The sequence below is a fragment of the Candidatus Endolissoclinum faulkneri L2 genome (genome assembly GCF_000319385.1).
Taxonomy (GTDB): domain Bacteria; phylum Pseudomonadota; class Alphaproteobacteria; order Thalassobaculales; family Thalassobaculaceae; genus Thalassobaculum; species Thalassobaculum faulkneri.
Genome location: NC_019566.1, coordinates 140249 through 164232, shown reverse-complemented (window position 1 = coordinate 164232; position 23984 = coordinate 140249). Strand labels below are relative to the sequence as shown.

Below are 23984 nucleotides of genomic sequence, written 5' to 3'. Positions count from 1 at the left end.
TAATAGCTAGCATAGATTAGTGGCAATTTATTTCCATTAAAACCAATTTATACACTATAATGTGTGCTAATCATTCTAATCAAATTAGAATAATGTAATCAAATAGTTTTTTTTAAAACTTAATCTAACATTATGGAGTGCGGTCAGTTTAAGAAGAAGGGTAAAATAGTTAATCTATCTAAATAGAAATTTACTTATCTGTATTACAATAGCTGATTAATTATTCAATAATATATTTTTAATTAATTATTTTGCTATGGAAACAGTTCAGATGATAAATGTAATTTAAATGATAGCCTATAGTTTGATATATTAATTTATACTGATAATTACACAGACTGTAATGCTTTTATGGTTAAAAATTTCGATGAAATCTTAAGAATTACCTAGCTTGAGCCAAGCAAATTATAAAGGACTAATAGCAAAATAAGATCGATGTAATTAGCTGCACTACAATGCTTGGCTAAAGCAAACTAGTTATTTAAACATCTCAATTAATCTTCTAAAAAATAATTAGGTAAGATTATATTAGCTATTGTATAAAAATTAAGGTAATATATTCTGCCGAGATATAACAAAAAATCATTTTTAGAAGCGTCTTTATAATTATTGCTCAAAGTAGTAAATAAAAAAATTTTTTATCGGAAAACTTCATAATCAGTTTAGTTAGCAAACATTTTAAAGTTAAAGTACGAAGCATCTAGAACTATCTATTTGCTCGTGCTTTAACTTAGATAGCTTTCTGTGCGTTTAATATCGCTTTGGTTGTGTAAAGTGAAAGGATATTTAAATCAACAATCAACAAACGATAGTTAAATAATCTTATGTAGATATTCCTGTAACATTCATATCAAGATAAGCACCAACGGCCTGACTAAGATTAATTATCTGCTGGTCAAAAAGATGATTAGCATCTTTTATAACTTTATGAGTAATCCTGATGTCTTTTTGCGCCGAAAGCTTATCGACCAACTTCTTCACCAAATCAACGGAGACTATGTGGTCTTTGTCTCCGTTGATTACCAATCCAGATACTGGACACGAAGCAAGGAAGTTAAAGTCAAACAAACTGACAGGGGGGGAAATAATAACAAAACCGTTAATTTCCGGATGTCGCATCAATAGTTGCATTCCAATCCAAGCTCCAAATGAGAAGCCAGCAATCCAACAAAATCGAAAATTTGGATTATTGCTTTGTAGCCAATTTATCGCAGAAGCTGCATCCAACAATTCACCATCGCCGCCAGAATACGCACCATGTGATCGACCAACACCACGAAAATTGAATCTTAAAGTAGAAAATTCACGAGCAGCAAAAGTCTTATATAAGGAATATACTACCTTATTATTCATTGTGCCCCCATGCTGTGGATGCGGATGTAGAATCAAGGCAATTGGTGAATCTTTTTTCTCACAATGTAAATAACGCGCTTCGATCTGCCCTGCCAAGCCGTTGATCATGATCTCAGGCATTCTAATCACCTCTTTCGTAGTAAAGAGCTTAGATCAAAAGTACATAAAGTACTATTGATGTTTTATGGGGCATTGCATGTAATATTTTTTAAAAAAACATCATTTTTAAGTTAAGAAATTGATTAATTTCTTTTATATAATAAAGATGCACAATAATTTAAAATATATCTCTATCATAGTAACTATCTATAGTCCTAGATTTCTTATCTTGATCGTGTGATGTATTATATTACTTTTTATAAAAAATTATAATAAATTAAGATATTAAATTTATAAGTAATGTGTATTACTGTGCATATAAAATGCTTTCGTAATTATAATTTAATATTAAAGAAAAAACAAGTAATTAATTTATTTTTTAAATAACAAAGCAAAATTATTTAGATATTTCTTCTAATAAATTTTAGTTAATTATTATAAAGTTCTTAGCCAACAAGAAAGTCTAAAATATATTTCAAATAACCTATATTTTGCATTAAGCCGATAATTTAAAAATACTCTGTTAAAAAATAATTTAGTTATCCAAGATAGTTAACGAAAAAAACGCTTGTTGGCGAGTATAGTAAAAACTATCTTAAATAAACCTACAACCAAATAAATGTAATAGCGAGCTATTTTATTAAGATGAATAGAACCTGTTATCAATCTAGAAAATAAAGAAGTATTACTTGATCTTAATAAAATATTCGAAAGTAATTATTCGCTTCCTAAGCATGCGCTTAAAATTTCTACAGTTATCGATGGTACAAAGTTAAAGAAAAACAAGTTAATGTAAGATCAAATCATAATTTTTAAACTATCTATGTTTAATCGAATAATCTAAAACTAAAACAAAATACATGATACTTCTATATTTGAATTTTTTCAAAAAACAGTATTTACTTCATAAAAGTGAAAAATTCTAAAGTAGTTTATAGACAATAATGTTTTAAAATTATTTTTCGCTAGTGGATGTAGCACGATAAATGCCTTTTGTAAGTAATCTACTACTGGCGTAAACAATACCAATTGTTATAATTTTATTGATAAAAGCATCTAAACCGTGCACAATACTACTTTGTATTACAACAATCTAGTGCTATTTGGATAGCTATTATCCTTAACTAATAAATCAAATAAACTTACTCACTTTAAGTGCAAAAACCTAATTTAGATAGCTTTTCAAGCGCTAATTTTTTATTTAAATGTCACAAACTTCTTTATAATTTTTATTATCAATAGAATGTGATATTCTATTTTTATAACATACTTAACAATAAGCACTTTCGCTCTATCTAACAAGTAGATTCATCAATTTTATACTAATAATTTGATGAACGAAGTTTATAATACAAATCTTTTATCTCTGAATACATTAGTATTCGAGGCTTAAGTAAGTTATAATTAAATTATAGATTTGTTAAAATATTTAACATTTAATTAGATGATAATTAAAGAAAAGAAATATGCTTTTATTTGCATAAACAAATTATCTATACTGAGTATTTAATAAAAAAGATTATAGCAGACTAATTCAATTAGTTAGCATTAGATTAAAATCTTTACACTGCAGTATTAATAATAACTTTGATTAAAGTTATAAGTTAACTAAAATTAGGTCATGGTTTGTTATTTAGATTATAATGCTACTTCTCCCATACGTTCTTGCGTAATTGACGCTATGGTAAAAGCTGCATATGTTCATAGCAATCCATCTTCAGTGCATGCTGCAGGTCGAAAAGTTCGTAATCTTATAGAATCAGCTCGCAGCTCTATCGCTTCAATATTTGATAGAGCGAATGATAACATTATTTTTACATCCGGCGGAACTGAAGCTGATGCATTAGCGATTAGAGGTCTTAAACAAAACAATGTGTTGGTTTCGGCTATTGAGCACAATGCTGTGTTATCTGCTGCTTCGTACGCAAAACAAATACCCGTTACGAAAAACGGTGTTGTCAATATAACAGTCTTGGAAGATCTATTGGCTAATTGCAAGCCTGGTTTGCTCTGTGTAATGTGGGCTAATAACGAAACTGGCGTCGTGCAGCCAATAGCTGAAATTGCTCGCCTAGCTCATAATGCTGGTTGGTTGTTGCATGTGGATGCAGTTCAAGGTCTTGGTCGACTTGATCCATTGACTATCAAAGAAGCAGATTCTGTAGCGCTCTCTGCTCATAAGATTGGTGGTCCACCTGGCATTGGAGCCATTTTGATCAGAGATGGGTTAACTCTTTCCCCCCTTATCACCGGAGGTGGCCAAGAGCGTGGTTGGCGCGCAGGAACTGAAAACGATGTCGGTATTGCTGGTTTTGCTATGGCTATAACAGTAGCAGAAGCGGAAAGGAAAACAGAAAAGATTCGTCTAACGAACATGCGTAATCGAATTGTGACCGAACTGCTAAATCGCGCACCAGAAGTTCAATTGATAGGCATGCGAGCCGAATGTCTTTGCAACACTCTTTCTATTGCTTTGCCTGGAGTTGCTGCTGAAGATCAAGTAATAGCATTAGACCTAGATGGTATAGCTGTTAGCGCTGGATCGGCATGTTCTTCGGGCAAAGTAAAGCGATCACACGTTCTCGATGCTATGTATCCAAACGATTCGATTGCCGGTCAAGCAATTAGAGTCAGCCTTGGTTGGGCTAGCACTAGCGAAGATATTGATCAATTTTTGCAATTCTGGGGGGTAATGCGCGACCGTTATAGGATTAATCGATAGCATTGCACACAAATTTAGCAAATCATAAATTTCTATTTTTTCTAGATCAGTACCAAGTAATTAAAGGAATTTGTTATTTTTGTCCTATGATCAATTTCAATGTTTTGTTGTTTATTTGCTGATCGCATAAAAATTATATGTTGCATACACAGTTGTGATTTTTTTTCTTAATTTTTGTACTAATAAAAATTTATAAAGTAAATATCTTCAATTATAGATATTAGAAATAAATAATAGATCAATTTTATAATAACATTAAGACATGTAATTTGTTAGCTACTAATTATCCTAACATTAAGTATAGATAATTTAATTATTATTAATTATGATTTCTAAAAAATATTAATAATTAAGTGAATTATTCACAAGTTTAATTAACTTTTATTTTAACACTAAAATTAACGTAATCTTATTGATTAGTTATGTATTTAATCTAAGCACATTAAAATTCTACTAGAAGTAAGAGATACGATATTATTGTTAATTAATTTAACAAAATATTATAGTGAACTGAGAAATATTTTGCTCTTGATAGATCTCTTAAATCTAATTATAAATATTAATAATATTTAAATATACAGTAATTCTTAGTTAATTTATCATTATATTTATGAATAAGTTAATTTTGATATTAACTACAATAAGAGTAGATTTCTAGATTATCTACCGAATAAATTATTTGACTATAATATAATGTTTGTTTTCACTAAAGGCTATTAATTTCGGAACTAAATAAACATAAAGTTATACAGGTAGTGTATAACAAATAAATTATACGACGTCATATAATTTATTATTGGATATTTACTTGTAATCTTGTACCTTTATTAAAAATAAGATCATTAATAAATTCAAGTAATGCTTGATACTACATAAAATAATATTTGCTGGCGCAATCTATTAAATGTTGTCTTTTATTTTGTACATTTTATTCATCTCAATTTTAAGTAAATTTAACATGACTAATATTAATATATATATTTAAAAATTTTTTTAACAAAATAGGTAGTTGACATAATGCCTATTGTTGCTTAAAAAAGTACAGATAACTATTGTCAATGATATATAAATCAGGGAAGTAAATGAAAAATGCATTTTGCTGTAGTTGAATGGTTTGTTTTGTTAAATTGTAATTATCAGACTTAATTAATCTGTTTAAAAAAGCCTAATTAGCTAAAATTAGTTGTACTAGTACTCAGCTTATAAATTATTTGGCTTAAGGAATATTCTAAAATTAGTACTTTATATAAAAGTAAATAATCACCTTGGGTCATTTTATATCGCTGATAAATTTGTTGGTGAGGAATTGCAATTATTTTAATTAAAAAAACAAGATAAAAATTTATAACACTTTTGTTTTTTTTTTAGCCAAGCTCTTATTTTGATGTAGAGAAAATATATTTTATACTTATAGTATAAGCTAGTTAGTTATTAAAATATACTTAAGTGATTTTTTTCTAAGATTGTAATAATTTATCTTAGAATATAATTCTGTTCTATTTCTAAATAATTATTGATATCAATCGAAACTTAAGATCGGAATTTATTGGTTGTCTTACACAACTCCCGGTCCGCAACACATCGCTCCTGTCTCTATTGAAGACGAAATGTCACGCTCGTATCTTGATTATGCTATGAGCGTAATTGTTGCCCGGGCTTTACCAGATGTTCGCGACGGTCTAAAACCGGTACATCGACGTATTCTGTACACTATGAAACTAGGCGGATACGATTGGAATCATCACTACCGCAAATCAGCAAACATTGTGGGTGCGGTAATGGGACAATACCATCCTCATGGCGATAGTGCAATTTACGATGCTATGGTTCGTATGGTGCAAGAATTTTCCATGCGTCTGCCCTTAATTGACGGGCAAGGTAATTTTGGCTCAATGGACGGTGATCCACCAGCGGCTATGCGTTATACTGAAGTGCGGCTTGCAAAATCAGCCGAAGGCATGCTTCGCGATATTGATAAAGAGACTGTTAACTTTGTCGCTAATTATGATGATACCACAAAAGAGCCTTCGGTGCTTTCAGCAGAATTTCCAAACTTGCTAGTCAATGGTGCTGGTGGAATTGCTGTGGGTATGGCGACTAATATTCCCCCGCACAATCTAGGTGAAGTGATTGACGCATGCTTAGCGATGGTTGATAATCCCAATATCACCGTAGATGAACTTATGCTGCATCTACCTGGACCAGATTTTCCTACCGGTGGTTTGATTCTTGGTCAAGCTGGAATACGAGATGCGTATAATACCGGCCGAGGTTCAATAATATTGCGTGGAAAAGCAGAAATTGAAGAAATCCGCAAGGATTGTATGGCTATTGTCGTTACTGAAATCCAGTATCAAGTTAATAAAGCACGTATGATTGAGCGCATCCACGAAATAGTTCGAGAAAAAACAATTGAAGGAATTGCTGCTCTACGCGACGAGAGTGATCGCGAAGGAGTGCGTGTTGTCATCGAACTTAAACGTGACGCCATACCTGAGGTCGTTCTTAATCAGCTATATCGTTTCACTCCACTGCAAACAAGTTTTAATGTAAATATATTAGCCATAAATTCTGGCTGTCCAGAACAAATGAATCTTCGTGATGTTATCTGCACTTTCGTTCGGTTTCGCGAAGAAATGATTACCAGGCGAACCCGATTTCTATTGCGCAAAGCTAGGGATCGAGCGCATATTTTGGTTGGTTTAATGATCGCCATTACGAACCTAGATTCAATAATCGAGCTTATTCGCTTATCTTCCAATGCAAATGAAGTTCGTCGCCGTTTGTGTGAAAGACCTTGGCCAGCAGGCGATATCGCTCCCTTTATAAATTTAATTGATGATCCGAAACATAAAGTATTTGATGATGGAACATATATTTTATCAGACATTCAAGCACCTGCAATTCTTGAGCTACGTCTACAACGTTTAAGTATGCTCGAACGCAGCAAGATGATTAAAGAAGCAGAAGAAACATCTTCTAACATTAATGATTTTTTGAATATTTTAACGTCTCGTCCACGATTATTGGATTTGATGCGTGAAGAATTTATGCAATCTAAAAAAAACTTGTCTAATCCACGTCGAACTAAAATCGAAGAAAATGAATTCGAGCACGACATCGAAAATTTGATACCACGTGAGAAAATGGTAATTACCGTCAGTCATGCTGGCTACATAAAGCGTGTTCCGTTAATTACTTACCGAGCTCAAAAACGCGGAGGTAAGGGGCGATCTGGAATGTCAACTCGAGAAGAAGATGTCGTCAGCCAATTGTTTATAGCTAATTCACACGCACCAATCCTATTTTTTACATCCCGCGGTCAAGTATACCAGATTAAAGCATACCGCCTACCGGAAGGTACCCCACAATCCCGTGGTCGCCCTATGATTAATCTCTTGCCTCTAGCAGAGGGAGAGTGGATCCAGACCGTTATGCCAATGCCAACAGATAAAAAAAGTTGGAATAAGCTTCATATAATGTTTGCTACTGAAGCAGGCACCGTGCGTCGTAATACGCTCAATGATTTTACCAATATAAGCAAGAATGGAAAACTTGCTATGCGGCTGAACGGAAACGATCGCCTTATTGGAGCTATGCCTTGCACTGATGCCGATAACGTATTCTTAGCAACTAGCCATTGCAAAGCAATACGGTTTAGAGTAACGGATGTGCGACTATTTCACAGTCGCACATCCATAGGTGTACGCGGAATTAAATTGCTAGGTAAGGACAAAGTCGTATCTATGTCAATACTACCTGACTTTGATATTAGCGAAACTAACGGCACACAAAATGCTACAAAGACAGATAAAGTTTGCCGCAAACATATTCTGACAGTTACTACTAAGGGATTTGGTAAACGAACTATGATAAAGCACTACCGTCTCACCAATCGAGGTGGAATAGGAATTGCTAATATCACTCTTACGGATAAAAAAGGATTAGTCGCTGGTTCTTTTTCGGTGGGTGAAAACGATCAAATTATGGCAGTCACCGATAAGGGCCAAGTAATTCGCTGCACTATTAGAGATCTTCGCGAAACTACACGTCAAACTCAAGGAGTTTGCCTCTTCCGAGTAGCGAAAGAAGAAAATATTGTATCCGTCTCATTGGTTGGAGAGATTGGTGAAGAAGAAGTAGTGTAGGATGAGTTAAGTAATTAAAAGCATATTTATTTAATAAATAACGAAAATATTAAGTATTAGATAATATATCGCTGACATAAAATATAAATAAATAAAATAGGCGCTATAATGACTGCTAAAACAATTCGCGTGGGAATTTATCCTGGTACTTTTGATCCAATTACCAATGGCCATATCGATATCGTTCGACGTGCCAGCAAACTCGTAGATCACTTGTTGATTGCTGTTGCCCTAAATGCAGACAAGAGGCCTCTATTCAACTTACAAGAACGAGTCGAAATGGTACAAGAAGCAATTGATGAAATTATTTTGCTCAATCAAGCAGATGAATTTTATGGTAAAATTGAAGCAAAAACATTTGACTCATTACTAATACATTTTGCTCAATCTCGAGGAGCAAACGTAATAATACGTGGTTTGCGAGCAATCTCTGATTTTGAATCTGAATTTCAGATGGCTGGAATGAATGCTCGCCTTAATCCTAAGATCGAGACTACATTTTTAATGGCCTCGGATCGCCACCAATTTACCTCCTCACGTTTTGTTAAGGAGATAAGCAAATTAGGTGGAGAAATTTCGGAATTTGTTTCTGCTAGCGTTGCTAAAAGATTAATGCATAAGTTTAACAAAGAATTAGCTAGAATTATCTAAAAATAAATCGATAACGTATTATACTTTCTAATTTTTCTCTCTTTTACTTGATACAACTTGGAGTATTTCTAGAATTACTTGGTCTATGATGGGCGCGTAGCTCAGCTCGGTAGAGCATCTGACTTTTAATCAGACGGTCACAGGTTCAAATCCTGTCGCGCTCACCAAAGATATTGTATGGATGATTATTATTTTATAATAATGCATTGACTGCAATCGTATTGATTCAAATTATTATTTTTTAATCTTACATTAATGATTTTTTTTATGGTACTAACTGCTAGTAGCTTGTAAAGCTTAATTAGATTAAGGATATTATTAAATTATTAATAATAAGCAATATTTTTGTTAAAAAGAGCAAAATGCAATGAAACGCCGATCTTATTCATAGCTAAATACTTTCGTTTATACTGATTGTTAAAATTGGTTAAAGGATTAAAATAGCACGCTATACGCCAAAATAATTTTAGTTAGTATACAATACCTTAGTTGTAAAAAATTCAAAAAAAAAGATCTAAATATAAGACAAATACAAACTCCATTATATATAGAACAATAATTAGCCATAAAAATAATTTAATTAGTGCATGTTAAGCAAATAACGTGCACTAATTAATCGTCTGGTATTATCAGTAATACTGATTGTCCGATAACTATATAATACAAATTATACAAGCATCACTGCTGTTTAGAATATACTCTCTAATTAATAGAGAGTATATTCGCCGCTTACTTTTATGTTAATTATGTAGTAGCAGCATCTCTTATTATCTTTATTATATAAAGTTTTTATTTAAAACAGCTTATTATTCTACTTTTGATAATAAAAAGTATTAAGTAATTTATACAGATTTTTGCTACTATTGTAGTTAAATTATATATAGATTAGTTATTGCACACGGTATAAAAAAGTTAATTAATACTGAGCTAGTTTGCTAGTAAATAATCTATTTTTATCTACTATTACCACTACTGAACAAATATTGTTTAAAGAAAATAGCTAAATTGTTTAATATCTCTCAACGAGACTCAAACAGTTATGATACAGATAACTTCAGTTAATTATATTCTGAAAGCGTTACCATTAAAGATCCATACTAAGCAGTATATGCATTCTGATTGAGCAAAATCTTAGTATCATCGCGCATATCTTTCCGCGTTAAGGCAAAAGCTAGATTAGCTTCAATAAATCCTATTTTATTGCAACAATTAAACGCTTCCCATCAAACAACATTGCATTAAAATGCTGCAAACCATACCATGCGATAGTGCCAGTAAATTGAATTTCACCACCCACCATAGCTCTGCATATGGCCAAAATCATTAAAGATCTAAAGGCTACACTATATAATGGCCAATTACAGTGTATTTTGACAGCGCATCTTATGGCTGGCTGGCCTTAGCTTTGTGTTACAATTCCACACACTTCAACTAATTTACTGGTGATATTGCCAAGCCTAACAATACTATAACAGGAAACAGATTTGTCCGCAACTTGCAACAAAGCTACTACAATACCTGCGAGTTCATCATTAACATCAATCATCTGCTTTAAACACCCAGCATTCAATAAAATTAAATCTTCGGGAAGCAAAGAGCGATAGGTTCAGAACCAACAAAGTTGCGACCATACCACACAGCGTGCCTTAAACCAAGTGTTACCTAGTGAAGGTATAGTGAAGCAAAGAGATTGAAGCGTATTATTTTTTTTTGCCAAGAGATCAGCATTTCTTGAGGCTCATAAGAGATATCAAAATATTCCTCATCGCACTTTTGTCTCGTCCCGTAACAAATATTAGTTATTCAATACCAGCTTCTTCTAGAGCTTATTGAATTAAAGGATTATCAACAATAGCTAACATCTCTTAGGGCATAGATTTATTTGCAGGTAAAAATCTGCTACCAAAATCGCCAACAAGTAATATCGTCTTACGAAAATATATAGGCATTATCTACTCACTACTTATGCATCTTACTTTATTACCAGTATTATAGTGAAGTATGATTATTTTGCGCATCAAAAAAAGAAGCTGCACTAAATAGTCTGACTTTTAAAATCAAAGTAAGATATCATAATTGCTGTAAACTCCAATACTAAAATCGCTACTTAAAATATTACAGAGCTGTTCTATGTCTAAACATATCCCCAATTTCTTTAAAGGCGATAAGCTAATTTATGTCGCATAAAATTTGCAAGAATGTATATATCAAAAAAATAATTGCCTTTTAACTCCTTAAACAGATAAATATCTTACTGAACGTAATTAAAAATTGATCGGCTGTGATTTAGTAATTTACAATAGAAAGTCCAGGCATAGTACATGACATGGTTCAGCATTATTATCCCAAATAGAAGATGCATACAATAATTGCTAATAGTCTTTAGTTAAACATAGTAATTTACTGTGTTTAATGTAAATCTTATAAGTAAATAATCCATAGTAATATAACACTTAAAGGGTTGATATGTATTTATTTAAAAAAATAAATCATTAACTTATAGCTAAAAAGCAATTTTATACTAATATCTACATTTGTATTCGTATACAAATCTTTGACGTTGCTTATGCTGCAAATACCAAATAAAATAAACGAAGTAGGAAAATCAATAATAAATAAAAAATTAACTAGTACTTATATTTACTAGATTGATTGTAATAAGAAAGAGATTTTATTGTTAATTGCTATACTAACAAAAGGACCAAAATGAAGTGCATATTCAAAAAAATATATGTTAATAACTACCTAAAAAAAACAAGTTCCACTATCAATATACACATAATACTCATCTATATGAGTAAAATAACAAATTATTAAATAATCCAAAAAAAATCACAAAAATTAATTTACTAACTGCATTATTTGATGCACATAATCATGTAATTAAGATTTTAATAATCTTCCTTAAAGGAGGCCATTGTATGGTTTTGCGTTCAAGCAAAAATGCTAAAATTTACTTTAACAGAAGGAATCTTAGCCAAACTACTATCAATGGCGCTAATTTATTTGGATATTATTATTTTTAATAATATCCAAATAAATTAGTTTTAATATTAAATAAATAAAATCCTATTATTTACTGCAGTTTAAAAAAAAAGATGTACTATAATACAGTTGTTAGCAAAATCCAAATAAGTTGACAATCAATAATTAATGTCAATAATAGTATTGAATGAACAATATAATAATTTAAGTTAATATTAAATTATTATTAACTAATGTAGCCTTTAATAGGCTATTGAACTAGAATACTGCATAAATAGCATAATAAAAAACTTGTGGAATATAATACTATAAAGCAAAAAAAAATAAACCAAAAGATATCTAGGTGAAGGTTAGTATACTATTAATTATTAATATATGTTTAATGATATATGGTACTTTAGTATAATTAATTTAATATTAAATTATTTTTAATGCAATTTGATATGCTTGTCATCGATAATTGAGTTAGAATAGAACTAAATAGACATAGTTACAAACTATAAATAGCAATTATAGATAAGTTATGATTGATGTATTAACTATTCACTAGACTTTCTATTGGAAGATCGACTGCTTGATAGCAGTCTGTTAATGGCACTTTGCATAAAGTTTGCATATGAATATGCATTCAAGATTGTTAATATTCGCAATACGCTAATAATCCCAATAGAGATAAATAAATATCAAAAAATTATAATATTTGTATTCAAATATACACGTTGATTTATTTAACTAATAATATATATAAATAAAATATAATCATCATTTAGCCTATTAAAGTTCGCGTTAATTAAAATTTTTCAGCACAATTTATTGATCGACCACCATACAATAATTAAATCTTAATATAATTAAACTTATATTACCAAACATTACATACTATTATTTAGGATATTGATAATAGTTTAAGTAATCACTGGTGCTTCATATTTGAAATGAATATATCAATGAATTAACAAGTAAAAATAAAAAACTAGTCTACTCGTGCTGTTTTAATATCAATAAAATAACTAACGACGACGCTTAACCTTAGGTGGTTTAATCCAATGCTTGCATAAGAAATAAATTAACATCCCTATTCCACAAACCGCCATCAGGCCAAGTGAAAAAGGATAACCGTATCTCCAGCCTAACTCTGGCATGTTCCAAGCTGAAACAGATCGATCAAAATTCATACCGTAAAGACTCGCAATAAAGCTTAGAGGCATAAATATTGTAGCTATTAGAGTAGGTGTTTTCATGACATCGTTCATTCTAGCACTCATGAAGAAATGGCAAACTTCCAATAGACTTGAGGCAATTTCAAGCTCAGCATCAACAATGTCCACAAGCTGCGCTAAATGATCATAGCAATCACGCAAGAAAATCTTAGTATAATCAGTGATTAATCGACTATCATCATTGATTAATGATTTTACCATATCTCGTTGAGCATATATCGCTCGGCGTAGGTCAAGTAAATCACAACGCAACCGATAAATTTCATATATCTGTTCATCATTTGCATGTAGGATCACTGCCTCTTCCAATCTTTCCAAATCTTCACCAACAGCCTCAAGAATTGGAAAATAGCTATCAATAACTGTATCAATCAAAGTATATGCTAGATAATCTAATCCGTGCTGACGAAATTCTTCAATTTCCCAACGTATTCGATCTCGCACGAGATTCAAATATTCATCCACATCATCTCGAAAAGAGAGAAGGAAACCATTACCTAATAAGATAGATAACTGACGTAACTTTACACCACTAGCCATCGATGGAATACGAATTACAATAAAAATTTGATGATCATACGCCTCCATTTTAGGTCTCTGATGTGTGTTAATCACATCCTCTATAGCCAAACTATGCATCCCAAACTGAGCACCAATGTGCTGTATAATAGTAACATTTGCTAATCCTACTACTTCAATCCATAAGTTTTTTCCTCTACCTTTCAATACGCTAATTTCTTCTGCAGAAAGATCATTCTTCTCAAAAAACTGGCTAGTATCGTAGCTCACAAGATAAACAGTAGAAACTTGTGCTTTGGGATCCGCCACTAGGGTACCAGGTGAAGCGCCGACTTGTGTGCGTCTGCAATACCTTTTACGCAAATCTCTAGCCGCCACGATATGGCGCGGGTTAATCGCACCCATATTTGCCTGCCTTGACTTTTCCAGAATTTGCAGAAGGAATCTTGTAATAACTCCCTACTCAAAAAAAGTAACCAAGCTCTGTGCATGATAGGTTTTAATTGTATATACAATTAAAACCTAGTTAAATCTTACTTAATAATCATAAGTCTTTAACTTACGCGGAACAACAGAGCATTTCTCAGTTAATACAAGCTTACTGCTATATTTTGCATTTATAACATTAATTTTATAAAAAACGTATAAAGCTTGCAAAATTAAATATTTCCTAATTGAGGAAGTTAATATTTAGGACAATTAGAATACCTATCAATAGTATTGTTTAGCAGTCAAAATAATCCTTGCTAAGCTAATTTTACCTGTTTTGTCTATACTTTATTTTTTGCATCAGGTAAATTGTTATTTATTTATAATTCCATAACTTATCTATAAACGAGTATCTAACTACGACATACTTAAAATATTAAGTATGCTTGTGGGATGTGGTAACTTTAATAAACAATCCTTGCACAATCAACTTATTGTCAAGCTCTAAACTTACGTATTTAGGTATAAGCAAAAGTTAAAGAACTAAACCTACATATAATCCTATGAAGTATATAGATATTTTCATACTAGAACAGCAAGTATGATTAAATAATATTTTTAAGTTTATTTCTCATTTAATATCTTAAAGATAGTATATAATTTATCATTAATAATCTGCCGAATATATCTTATTCTATGCCGTTGTTACTTTGATACAAACTACTTGTTAATGCATTTCAATTATGCCGATAAATATAAACCAATTTAGTATAGTTGGTTTACTAAATGCTAAAAAAAACTTATTTTAATCAAGGCTTTTATCTTTTTCCTGTTGTTTATTATTAGTATAAATATCTATTTATTATATGTATTGGCTCTAATCAACTGACAAACGATGCGATTTTATCATAAGTGATACACAAAGCTCGAGCATTAAGAAATACTAAGAGTGATTTAATCAAAATTAAATTTTCTTAACTAATAAAAAGCAACATACGTATTAGCAAATATTTAATTATTTATATCAACAAGTTTAATTCTAAATAATATAAATATATACTTGCATATGTAAATTTATACATGTTGTTAACAAAGGATTTTTATTAAAATACTAACTATTAGTGAATAGCTAAAATTTACACGCTAAATTCTATAGTAGGCTATTTTTATCGATAAGCAATAGAATAATTAGAAAGCTTTCTTGGGTTAAAGTTAAAATTACAGTATCTTTTATCTACTATTTTTGAAAACTAAATAAAAAATTAAGAAACTTATATTCAAGTAAATTGCCAAATAACACTATGATTGGTATAACTTCCATTATTTATATAAATAATCCATATTTGATTATAAAATAAAAAAAAATTTATATAAACATAAACTAGCAAAATGGCTTAAAAGTACGACGAATTGAGTAAAATAACACTAGCTCAGTATTGTTACACAATAAAATGTAGTACAAGTATAATTTAATATCGGTTTAGTATCGTACGATCAATTCAGTTGCTTTTCACTCAAATCAACCTAATATTCGATTTAATCTTTCCAAGGATCTCTTATTTCCAGATAAATCATACAATAAAAGCATCAAACAATAACTAATCATGTATCAGCTAGTATGGAAAACTTGTTGGCGAATAATTACTATTACTTACCTGCGTCCACGACTTAAGCCTATTCCCTAAAATTTATCCCTTTCGATAAGTAAACAAAAAATGCATTTCCGTGCATTCATATATAATTATAAATTATACAACCATCTCAAAGTATAATAACGTCCATGAGACTATGGTTATACAAGTTAAAGATAATCATTCAAGATGAATGAATGACAGTATGCAATGACATTTAAATAGATTTTAAAGTAAATTAATAACTGCAATATCGCTAAAATTATAAAAAACTTTCTTCAGAGAATTGCTTTGTTAAAAAGTGTACCATCATCTTCCTCATCAAAAAAAACTGACTATGGAATAAAAGATAACACTCTAATAAACCTAATTTTTACAAATATAATCCGCTAAACTTTTATTATTATCCTTCACATCCTCACATGCAATGGTTGCTTGAGCTGCTGCTAACCGTGCTATGGGTATACGGAATGGAGAACAGCTTACATAATCAAGACCAACCTCTTCGCAGAATCTAATAGATGAAGGATCACCGCCATGCTCGCCGCAAATGCCAAGTTTAATATTGGGTCGTACAGAGCGACCGCGTTCAATAGCGATTTTCATCAATTCACCTACCCCTTGTTGATCTAAACTGACAAATGGATCATTCTTGATGATTCCTTTGTCTTCGTAACAATGGATAAGGCTATTAGTATCGTCACGCGATAATCCATAGGTAGTCTGAGTTAAATCATTAGTACCAAAACTAAAAAACTCAGCTTCCGCTGCAATCTTATCGGCTTGTAAAGCGGCACGCGGTAATTCGATCATGCTACCAACTAAATATTTTATTTTTATACCACTTTCCTGTGCCACCTCATCAGCTACTCGATTAACAATTGTTTTTATCAAACGAACCTCAACGTCAGTAGCGGCTAACGGAATCATAACTTCAGGAAACGGTGCTTGGTTACATTTAGCAACTTCAGTCGCTGCCTCAAATATTGAGCGCGCCTGCATCTCAGGGATTTCTGGATAGCTAATTGCTAAACGACAACCGCGATGGCCCAGCATTGGATTACTTTCCTTTAGTTCGGATGCTCGACGTTTCACCGTTTCTACGGACATTCCGGCTACCTTAGCAACCTCAAACATCTCTTCCTCTGTATGCGGCAGGAACTCATGAAGAGGCGGGTCAAGTAGACGAATAGTAACTGGTAATCCTTCCATAATATAAAATAGCTGAATAAAATCAGCACGTTGCATAGGTAGCAGTGTAGATAAAGCCTCCCGTCGGCCAGTTTCATTTGTAGAAACAATCATCTTACGCATAGCTACTATACGTTTACCTTCAAAAAACATATGCTCAGTACGACATAAACCTATACCTTCAGCACAAAAATCACGAGCAATCTGGGCATCAGAAAGAGTTTCTGCATTAGTGCGTATTCGCATACGACGCACAGAATCAGCCCATTTCATAATCCTAGAAAAACTATCTGAAAATTTTGGTTGAACAGTAGGAACCTCACCTAGCATCACTTCCCCCAAACTTCCATCAATAGTAATGCAATCACCCTCCTTTACTTCAGTATCATCAACAAAAAACTTCTTATTAACGTAATCTACACGAATATTATTAGCACCCGATACGCAAGGGCGTCCCATACCACGAGCAACGACCGCTGCATGGCTAGTCATTCCACCACGAGTCGTAAGGATACCATCAGCAACTTGCATCCCATTAATGTCATCAGGACTCGTATCAATACGTACCATGATTACTCGCTCACCCTTACGGGCCGCAACCTCCGCATGATCAGCAGAAAATACAACCTTACCAGAAGCTGCTCCGGGAGAAGCTGGTAACCCCTTAGCAATAATATTTCGTTGAGCCGAAGGATCAAGTGTTGGATGTAGAAGTTGAACAATCTCTTGTGGCTTGATACGCAAAACTGCTTCACGCTCTGAGATCAAACCTTCATCGCACATATCAACAGCAATCCGCAAAGCTGCTTGAACCGTGCGTTTTCCTTTGCGTGTTTGTAACACATACAATTTATTCTGTTGCACAGTAAACTCAATATCTTGCATATCGCAGTAATGCGACTCGAGCGTAAGACGTACATTGCTAAGCTGTTGGAATACTTCCGGCATAAGCTCTTCCATCGCTGGTAGATTAGAGGCATGTTTTCTTTTGCCTGCAAGAGTTAAACTCTGCGGAGTGCGAATGCCTGCAACTACATCCTCTCCCTGAGCATTTAGCAAAAACTCACCGTAGAATACGTTTTCTCCAGTTGATGGATCTCGAGTAAATGCAACCCCAGTAGCGCAATCTTGACCCATATTGCCAAACACCATGGATTGCACGTTAACAGCTGTACCCCAGCTTTCAGGAATACTATGCAATTTACGATAAACATTAGCGCGATGGTTTTTCCATGAACCAAACACCGCCGAAATAGCGCCCCAAAGCTGCTCATGAGGATCTTCAGGAAATGGCTTATTTAATTCTTCCTTCACTTTTGCCTTAAAACGGTAGACAAGTGTCTTCATATCTTCCGCACTAAGCTCAGCTTCAACAGAAATACCATTCTCCTCCTTAACCAAATCGAGCATCTCTTCGAAATATCCGCGATCAAGTCCCATAACGACATCAGCGTACATTTGAATAAAAATACGATAGCTATCATAGGCGAAACGCGCGTTATTAGTGCGCTTAATTAGTCCATTAACAGTTTTATCGTTTAGTCCAAGATTCAGCACAGTATCCATCATGCCAGGCATGGAAACTCTTGCTCCAGAGCGTACAGATAAAAGCAGCGGGTTATCAACATCGCCAAAAACCATTCCAACTTCATCTTCAATCTTCTTAATCGCTACTTCAATAGCACTTGAAAAATCATCGGGATAGACTTTACTATTCTCGTAATAATAAGCACAAACTTCTGTGGAAATTGTGAAGCCTGGAGGTACAGGAAGTCCAATAAAACTCATTTCTGCCAAATTAGCACCCTTGCTACCAAGCAAGTTGCGCATATACGCCCGACCATCTGCTTTACCTCCACCAAAAACATATACCAACTTTGTCATGTTTTTTCCCTTAATGATGTTTAGCATATCATCGATATAATGTGATTAAAAATTGTAAAATTACCTAAAATAATCGCGATGATTTTATAGCACGATAAGCTGAGATAAATATATTATATTTTAGTTTATTAATCTTAGATAGTCTTGTTTATCGTGTTATTGCTAATACAATTATTACTTGCTGCATTCACCATAAATAGTTGATAAAAGTATATTTTCTCAATAAGGAAGGAAATAGTTACTAGAGTCTGTATCTTATACAACGAGACGATAATCAATCATATGGAGGAAATCGACTTGTATTAGGGGTACATCCTATGGATACATATAAATTTAATTCACAATGAATGTACGTAGAGTCAATTTTTAAAGTAAAATCGCTTGTCTAATTAGCCTGATAATAGTGTAGTATTTAATTAAGTTATAGTTTGTACTATAGTTTTGCTGCAGTGCTTAAGTTAAGGTTAAGTTGACCAAAAGCCTTAATTCAAGGCAATTATCTTCCTTTTACTTTTAAGAAAAGAATAAACACTTTCAAATACTGCTTGATTCTTTTTGAATCAAGCATCAAGCATAAGTTTTATAACTTAACACCATATTAATATTAAATTTTGCAAATAACTAACAAATTCTAAATTTACAAAAAACTAAATAAGTTGACTAGCAAATATTATCTATTATTTATGATTTTTTTTAGATAGCTTATGTCAAGATTTGACTAAATCAAATTCAAATTCTTATTTAATCAATCATCTAAGCATAATTCTTCCATAGTTTACGTTAATAAAGAAATTAATTCCTTGAGGAATTAACCCCAAAAATAATAATCGGAATTAATCATCTAATTTTAATGTAACATGCAATACTATCATTACGTACTTTTGGCTAACAAACAACTCTCTGACCAGAGATAGTTGGCAATTAAGAATTTGTACTCAATATATAGCTACCATAAAATGCACACCTTTATTCTATAACTATACAATATATTCTAGATTGGTTGAAATAATTTTTTTTTAAAAATTAATCAACTAAACAAAAAACCAATAAAATTCATAAGATATCTATAGCCATAATTAAAAAGCTCTCTACCCTGCAGAGCTTTAGAAAAAGTTATATGATACAAGTATCAAGCCTTCGTTGTTAATAAAAATATCATTAAACCCAATCTATTATTAACACAACAAAAACATAAAGCCATCGAATGAATAAGATAGTTTATGGATTATTATACAAAATAATTCTTTAGTAGCAGTCAAAGCAAGTATCAATTAAGCTAATTAGCTAAAACATTATCTAAAAAGTAATAAAATACAGCACTATATACTACAAAATAGTACGCTTCTTGTTAAGAAGCAATAAGCGCTACAATGAATATTATTTCATTCTAGGGAGAGCTACTAGTTTTTATTAGCGAAAAATTAGCAATATTATCCATTACTTTTCTGATTGCATTGAGTAAGGACAGACGATTATTTCTCAATAGAGCATCATTTGCGTTAACCTTAACTCTATCAAAAAAAGCATTTATTGGCTCTATTAAAAGATACGCTGCAGCAGTAGCATTAATGAAATCATCGTTAGACAAATAAACTTTAATTTTAGTTGATATAGTCTGCAAAGCGTTATAAAGGTTAATTTCCTCAGTTTGGACTAAGTGCGAAAAATCGATCAATTCTGGTAGAACAAAATGAGAAGCACTGCATTGACGAATGTAATCTTTTTCCTCAGCGCGCAAAATATTAAACACCCGGCGGTAGCCGAATAACAACTTACTGCCATCCTTGGTGCTAAGAAAATCTCTTAGCACATCTACTCTAGTTAATAAACGCACTAAATCATCCTCTTTACCAGAATCGAATACAGCTGTAATTAGATCTTGAGGTATCCTATTTTTGCGCAAATAACCCTTCAATCGATCAATTAAAAATCTTAGCAACTTTTTATCAGTTTCCGCTACGCTGTCAACAATAGCAATTAAAGCACGAGCTTTTGCGAAGAGTGGAAGAAGTTTGATCCGTAGCCCGTTCTCAATAATAATCCGAATTATACCAAGAGCAGTGCGGCGTAACGCGAATGGATCTTTAGAGCCAGTTGGTATTTCGTTAATAATAAAAAACCCTATCAAAGTATCAACCTTATCTGCTATAGATAAGGCTAAGGAAATAGGAGAAGTCGGACATATGTCTCTAGGACCACGCGGATAGTAGTGTTCAGCAATAGCATCAGCTATATGTAAATCTTCGCCTGCATCCAATGCGTAGTAACGTCCTATTATGCCCTGTAAGTCCGGAAACTCGTTAACCATGCTGGTCGTTAAGTCAGCCTTGGCCAAAAGAGCAGCGTGATAAGCCTTATCAGCATTAGCACCAACCATTGGTGCAGTTGTGGCAGCTAGAATAGCAAACCGTTCTACCTTATCGGCCATAGTACCAAGCTTGCTATAAAACTGCACTTCACGTAGAGCCTTGCGCCGATCAAGCAAATTAATTGCTCGGTCTTTCTCCCAAAAGAATTTCGCATCACTTAGTCTTGCTCGTAAAACCTTCTCGTTACCAGCTACTATAGTCGCGTTACGAGTTATTTCACTAGACATGTTAGATACCATAACAAATCTATCTGCTAAAGTGCCATTTTTTTTATTGACTGCGAAACACTTTTGGTGTCTTCGCATTGAAGCAATTAGCACCTCCGGTGGCATAGACATAAATTCAGGGTCAATTCGACCCATCAAAGGCACTGGCCATTCGACCAGGCCACAAACCTCCTCTAAAAGTTCCGAGTCTTCGCGTAAAATTAAACCGTTGGAATCACACAAATAGCGTGCATCTTTCAGAATAATATCTTTGCGGTATTCTCGTTCAATAATAACAAAACTATTGAGTAATTCTGTACGATATTCCTTAAATGAGTTAACTACACGAACATTAGGTGCTAAAAAACGATGACCTCTAGTGCGATCGGTAAAAGTAAGTTCCGTCTTGCCTAAATCTAGAGTACCTTTTAATACTCTTCCATCAAACACAGCTAGAATATGGTGCAGCGGCCGTATCCAGCGAAAGTTATTTGTCCCCCAGCGCATGGATTTACTCCAAGGCATTTCTTGAATAGAAGACAAAATTATCTGTGGCAAAAGATCGGCTGTTATCTGACCGCTTTTCTCGATTGTTGCAAACCAAAACTCACCATTATTGGTGTTACGTCGCTCACATTGATCTAAAGTCACCCCGCTAAAAGTTAAAAAACCATTGATTGCTTTTTCCGATGCACCTACACGTGGTCCACGGCGTTCTTCTCTTATATTCGGCTGCCTACTTGGCAAGCCGTCAATCGCCAAAGTTAATCGACGTGGAGTTACATAAGAGTCAGCACGAGAAAAAATTAATCTAGTAGCGGAAAGCTTATTTATTAAAAGCAATTTTAGATCATTAGACGCTTGTACCTGCATGCTTGCAGGCATCTCTTCCGAGAATAACTCTAAAAGCAACTCAGCCATACTGGCTCCTAATTGCCTGATTAAACTTAATTTTTGCCAGCATTCTATGCTGTGCTATTCTCTACCCACTTTTCGCAGCAGGCCTTGGCTAATTTTCGTATACGACTAATATAAGCTTGACGTTCATTTACGCTAATTATACCACGTGCATCTATTAAATTGAATGCATGTACTGCTTTCAAACACTGATCATAGGCTGGTAGTGGAAGATTGACTTCCACTAGCTTGAGACAAGCAAACTCACAATCTACAAATCGTCGAAGCAGCTGATCAATATCAGCATATTTAAAATTATAAGCTGAAAACTCTAATTCCGCTTGTTTGTAAATATCGCCATAAGTTTTGCCACCCTCCTCAGTTGGAATACCATTCCAGTCAAGGTTGAATATAGTATCTTTCCCTTGAAGATACATTGCTATACGCTCCAATCCATAGGTTACCTCCAAACTAATTGGTGTACAGTCAATACCACCAATCTGTTGAAAATAAGTGTACTGAGATATCTCCATACCGTCACACCAAACCTCCCACCCAAGTCCCCAAGCGCCAAGAGTTAGGTTTTCCCAATCATCCTCAACAAAACGAATGTCGTGAAGGATTGGATTAAGTCCAATGGCAGAAAGAGATCCAAGATAAAGATCTTGACTGTCAAGTGGTGAAGGCTTTAAAATAACCTGTAACTGGTAGTAACGCTGTAGGCGATTGGGATTTTCTCCATATCGACCATCTGTAGGCCTACGAGAAGGTTGCACATAGACAGCGCGCCATATTTCATTCGGGTTAAGCGACCTTAAGGTTGTGTATGGGGCTAAGGTACCCGCCCCAACTTCCATGTCATAAGGCTGAAGAACTATACATCCCTTACTAGCCCAGTAGGATTGAAGCATCGAAATTATGGCTTGAAAATGGTTGTTTACCCGGTAAACACTGCTCTCCACGTTACCACTAGGCATATTTATCCTCTTGTTTCATTTAAGACATAATAGCTCATTTAAATACAAAGACTGTTTAAGCAAAAAACCGTAAAGATAGAAAATTAGCTGTTAATGCTATTAACTGCAAAATCAATCGAGTAAAAATCAATAAATTATACTGATAGCATCTTTATAAAGATCATTCGCTTGCTTAATCTGTATTTAAATTATGTACTACACTAACAATCACAAACACAAAATTTTGTAAAATGCCTATTTGTATTAATTGGGACTCGGCTCTTCCAAAGAGAAAGTTTATTATCTATAGTTTGATAAATATAAAAAAGTAGATACTGAATAAAGACTCTAAATTTATCAGATTGATTACACATATACCAGCTACAGAATACGCGCAGAAACATTCTATCTTATTGAATATTTTACATAATTTTATTTACTAATAAAGGATGCTATCGTTCTGCAAGATTTGTTAGAAAAAACATTGCAATTTAGCATGACATTTAAGTATAGCTTTCCTGGTGAATACTGAGGATAACATTCTTTTGATTTTGCAAAATATATTACTCATCAAGCATACTACCTAATTATTCTAAAAAATCTCTATTATTTGCAACCATACTTAATTTCTCATTTATAAAGTGCTATTTTTAATGGATTATTCAGTGAATACAAAATTAAGCTTTCTTAAGCTAAAGCACAGCTAATAGCATGATAAATATGA

General features: G+C 33.0%; 10 protein-coding genes and 1 tRNA gene. 4 read left to right on the top strand and 7 right to left on the bottom strand.

Annotated features, from left to right (window positions below):
• Nucleotides 1–822: 822 nt before the first annotated feature.
• Nucleotides 823–1473, bottom strand: coding sequence for an alpha/beta hydrolase (locus A1OE_RS00495; protein ID WP_015087868.1), 651 nt, complete (start codon nucleotides 1471–1473; stop codon nucleotides 823–825).
• A gap of 1600 nt (nucleotides 1474–3073) precedes the next feature.
• On the opposite strand from A1OE_RS00495, the gene A1OE_RS00490 reads away from it, so the two are divergent.
• The 4 genes from A1OE_RS00490 to A1OE_RS00475 all read left to right on the top strand — a co-directional run bounded on the left by A1OE_RS00490 (nucleotide 3074) and on the right by A1OE_RS00475 (nucleotide 9140).
• Nucleotides 3074–4174, top strand: coding sequence for a cysteine desulfurase family protein (locus A1OE_RS00490; protein ID WP_015087865.1), 1101 nt, complete (start codon nucleotides 3074–3076; stop codon nucleotides 4172–4174).
• Nucleotides 4175–5724: 1550 nt separating this feature from the next.
• Complete coding sequence (gene gyrA, locus A1OE_RS00485; protein ID WP_015087863.1) at nucleotides 5725–8322, top strand: DNA gyrase subunit A; 2598 nt, start codon at nucleotides 5725–5727, stop codon at nucleotides 8320–8322.
• A 108-nt stretch (nucleotides 8323–8430) separates the two neighbouring features.
• A complete protein-coding gene (coaD, locus tag A1OE_RS00480) occupies nucleotides 8431–8973 on the top strand; it encodes a pantetheine-phosphate adenylyltransferase (RefSeq protein ID WP_015087862.1) in 543 nt (180 codons plus the stop codon).
• A gap of 90 nt (nucleotides 8974–9063) precedes the next feature.
• Nucleotides 9064–9140, top strand: a tRNA-Lys gene (locus tag A1OE_RS00475).
• Nucleotides 9141–10165: 1025 nt separating this feature from the next.
• Here A1OE_RS00475 and A1OE_RS04535 read toward each other — a convergent pair.
• The 6 genes from A1OE_RS04535 to A1OE_RS00455 all read right to left on the bottom strand — a co-directional run bounded on the left by A1OE_RS04535 (nucleotide 10166) and on the right by A1OE_RS00455 (nucleotide 23281).
• Complete coding sequence (locus A1OE_RS04535; protein ID WP_272942671.1) at nucleotides 10166–10297, bottom strand: hypothetical protein; 132 nt, start codon at nucleotides 10295–10297, stop codon at nucleotides 10166–10168.
• A gap of 75 nt (nucleotides 10298–10372) precedes the next feature.
• Entirely contained in the window at nucleotides 10373–10543 is a 171-nt protein-coding gene (locus tag A1OE_RS04465; protein ID WP_237737656.1) for a hypothetical protein, read from the bottom strand.
• A 2425-nt stretch (nucleotides 10544–12968) separates the two neighbouring features.
• The gene (gene corA / locus A1OE_RS00470) at nucleotides 12969–14102 is read right to left on the bottom strand and encodes a magnesium/cobalt transporter CorA (RefSeq protein WP_015087858.1); all 1134 of its coding nucleotides are present in this window, start codon (nucleotides 14100–14102) and stop codon (nucleotides 12969–12971) included.
• Between the two features lie 2021 nt (nucleotides 14103–16123).
• Nucleotides 16124–18832: a pyruvate, phosphate dikinase gene (ppdK, locus tag A1OE_RS00465; protein WP_015087856.1), complete on the bottom strand. Its 2709-nt coding sequence runs from the start codon at nucleotides 18830–18832 to the stop codon at nucleotides 16124–16126.
• Nucleotides 18833–20219: 1387 nt separating this feature from the next.
• Entirely contained in the window at nucleotides 20220–22328 is a 2109-nt protein-coding gene (gene glyS / locus A1OE_RS00460; RefSeq protein ID WP_015087854.1) for a glycine--tRNA ligase subunit beta, read from the bottom strand.
• 44 nt (nucleotides 22329–22372) lie between these two features.
• Nucleotides 22373–23281, bottom strand: a complete 909-nt coding sequence (locus A1OE_RS00455) for a glycine--tRNA ligase subunit alpha (protein WP_044283175.1) — start codon at nucleotides 23279–23281, stop codon at nucleotides 22373–22375.
• Nucleotides 23282–23984: the final 703 nt, after the last annotated feature.